The 1,444-nt window shown below is 66.3% G+C and carries 1 protein-coding gene; it reads right to left on the reverse strand.

All coding sequences use genetic code 11. The features are described 5' to 3' along the window. Nucleotides 1-24 precede the first annotated feature (24 nt). The gene (locus tag ACFYW5_RS37960) at nucleotides 25-1,215 is read right to left on the reverse strand and encodes an IS110 family transposase (protein WP_389421695.1); all 1,191 of its coding nucleotides are present in this window, start codon (nucleotides 1,213-1,215) and stop codon (nucleotides 25-27) included. Nucleotides 1,216-1,444 lie beyond the last annotated feature (229 nt).

A 1,444-nucleotide genomic window follows, 5' to 3' on the forward strand; every position in this document is an offset into this window, starting at 1 on the left:
GTCAGTGATTCCTAATGCGGTCTGTCAAGCCGCGTGCGCGGTGGGTGGCATGAGTTCGTAGGTCCGTCCGTCGCGGAGGAGGGCCCAGAGGACGTTCACACGGCGGCGGGCCAGGGCGAGGACAGCCTGGATGTGGCGTTTGCCTTCGGCTCGCTTGCGTTCGTAAAACCGGCGGGACTCATCGCAGTGTCGGATGCTGAACAAGGCGGATATGTAGAAGACGCGTTGGAGTCGGCGGTTGTAGCGCCGCGGCCGGCGAAGATTGCCGCTGATCTTGCCGGAGTCGCGGGGAACAGGTGCGACGCCACCGAAGCCGGCCAGGCGGTCTGCGGTGCCGAAGAAGCTCATGTCGCCGCCGGTCGCGGCCAGAAACTCGGCGCCGAGGATGGCTCCCAGCCCCGGCATGCTGGTGATCACTTCGAAGTCCCGATGTTCGCGAAACCGGGCCTCGATCGCCTTGTCGAGCTCGGCGACCTGCTGGTTGAGGGCCATCACTTCCCGCGCGAGCGTGTGCACCATTTGGGCGGTGAGTTTCTCGCCGGGCAGGCTGGTGTGCTGGCGTCCGGCGGCCTCCCAAGCTGTCTCGGCGAGCCGTTCAGGGCGCAGGACCTTGCGGTTACGCAGCCAGGTCTCGAGCCTCTTCTTGCCTGTCCGGCGCAGGGAGGCAGGGGTCTGGTAGCCGGTGAGCAGCATGAGTGGGCCGGTGTTGGTGAGGTCCAGTGCCCGTTCCAGGCCGGGGAAGATGCCGGTGAGCTGGGCGCGGAGCCGGTTAACGGTGCGAGTGCGGTCGGCGACCAGATCCGTGCGGCGGCCGGTTAGGATCTTGAGGTCGGTGACGGTCTCGTCGCTGGCGCGTAAGGAGTGCAGATCGCGGCGGATGCGGGTCTGGTCGGCGATGACGGCGGCGTCTTTGGCGTCGGTTTTGCCTTCGCCGCGGTAGCTCTCGGAGGCGCGGTGGATGGCCCGGCCGGAGATGTAGTGCACCGGCTGGTCGTGATTGAACAGGATGGTGATGGCCAGGGCGGCTCCACCGTCGGCCAGGTCGATGCCCCAGGTCACATCATCGCCCAGGGCCAGGACGTCGGTGAGGAGTTCGAGGAGTTCGGGTTCGTCGTTGGCGACGCGTCGGGACAGCAGCCGGCGGCCGCTCTCGTCGATCGCGACGCAGTGGTGGTGCGTCTTGCCTGCGTCGATGCCGGCCCAGATCATGGCCATGTGGTGCCTCCGCGCGGTGTGGTGCTGGTGCCTTCCGACGGACGACCTCGCTGTCGATTCCCTACTCAGCGATCATTCGCAATTCCTAATTGGCAGCCGAGTCGTCGTGGGGCACCGGGCGGCCAATCACTGAAAGCCACAAGCGGCAGAGCTTTTTGAACCACACCCGGCACCCCTGGGTGGGTGAACCATACGAAGGGCTCAGCACCTCCCGCAGAACAACGTAGGG

Source organism: Streptomyces sp. NPDC002779 (assembly GCF_042888685.1).
Taxonomy (GTDB): domain Bacteria; phylum Actinomycetota; class Actinomycetes; order Streptomycetales; family Streptomycetaceae; genus Streptomyces.